This is a genomic window from Mesorhizobium sp. P5_C1 (assembly GCF_054049815.1).
This window is the reverse complement of record NZ_JBFULQ010000973.1, coordinates 1-1,304: the sequence shown is the minus strand read 5'-3', so window position 1 is coordinate 1,304 and position 1,304 is coordinate 1. Positions and strand designations below refer to the sequence as shown.

Sequence of the window (1,304 nt, the reverse complement as noted above, 5' to 3'; positions counted from 1 at the left end):
GCTCTGGAACGGCTCGACCCGCTTCAATGACATTCGCAAGGGGGTGGGCAACATCTCGTCCGCCCTCTTGTCGAGGCGGCTCAAGGAGATGGAAGCGTTGGGCCTGGTGGAGCGCATCGAGGACGACGCGACGGGCGCCATCGGCTATTTCCGCACCGACAAGTCGATCAAGCTCGAGCCGGCGATGAACGCGCTGGCGGAATGGGCGCAATGCAACATCGAGGCGGAGATCGCGCTCGGCGACGTCGATGTTTCGACCCTCATGTGGGCCCTGCGGCGAAAGATCGACCTTGCTGAAYTGCCGCGGCGGCGCGCCGTCATCCGCTTCCATTTCCGCGACGATCCCCCACCGAAGTGTCCCCATTACTGGTTTGTGGTCGAGCCAGGCGCGGACTTGCCCGAGCTATGCTCGCTCGACCCCCGCCGGGACGTCGACCTTTTCGTCGAGACCGGCGTTGTTTCGCTCGGAGCCATCCTGGAGGGCCGCTCCAGCATCGAGCGTGAGAAGGAAAGGGGTGGCCTTTTCCTGAGCGGCGACCCCGGCCTTGCCCGCAGCATGGACCGTTGGCTGCGAACCTCGGTCTATGCGGCGCTTGAAGGAATCGTTCCGCTTTCTTGAAAACCATACTGAGGTTGCAGCCTCATTCGATCTGTCCGGGGTGGCCGTGCAACGCCTGCTACAGAGAATAAGGGAGGAAAGACACCCCGTCGCGCTTGCAGATTTTCCGCGTTGAGGCAGCCTAAAGCTTCGAACACAGGCTGCCGCTTGCCAATGCATAGCTGAGGCTCAGTCCGGCGTGCCACCCTTCAGGTAGTCGATCTCAGGCGTGTCGGCGTAYAGTCGCCGCATGCTTCGGATCTTGGTAAGCGGCAACACAACTATGGCCTTTCCGTCGAAAATGATGGCGAATCCGGAAGTCATCCTCAGAATGCGACCGCTAATTACGCCCCTGTCGGTCTCGATCTCAGTTGTCGCGGCCGACAAGCTGGAGACGGTCCGAAGACTATCAGCAGCGCCGCAAGAAAACGGGACATAAATCAATGAGAAGGCGAGCCAAACCAAACCCACGGCTCGCGCCCTGAATATCAGATTGGAAAGGGACGCCAGGCCAGCGAGCAGCAGGTACGCAAAGCCAAGATGCCCTCCTGTCGATTGATGAGGTCCCTCATAGAAGTACCAGGAGCCAGCAAGTCCGACCGCCATCAACGTCATTGAAATCGCTACCGTTCGCACTGGGCGCTTTGGCGCATCTGCAATAAAGCGGGCAATGAACAGTGCTATCCACGCCGCGACCGACATAGGG

General features: G+C 60.1%; 2 protein-coding genes. One reads left to right on the top strand and one right to left on the bottom strand.

From position 1 onward, the window contains the following. A partial coding sequence (locus ACXJ7R_RS33135) for a winged helix-turn-helix transcriptional regulator (protein ID WP_457155478.1) occupies positions 1 to 619 on the top strand: 619 nt, incomplete at its 5' end. A 168-nt stretch (positions 620 to 787) separates the two neighbouring features. Here the strand turns inward: ACXJ7R_RS33135 and ACXJ7R_RS33130 are convergent. Continuing rightward, a partial coding sequence (locus ACXJ7R_RS33130; RefSeq protein ID WP_457155477.1) for a hypothetical protein occupies positions 788 to 1,304 on the bottom strand: 517 nt, incomplete at its 5' end.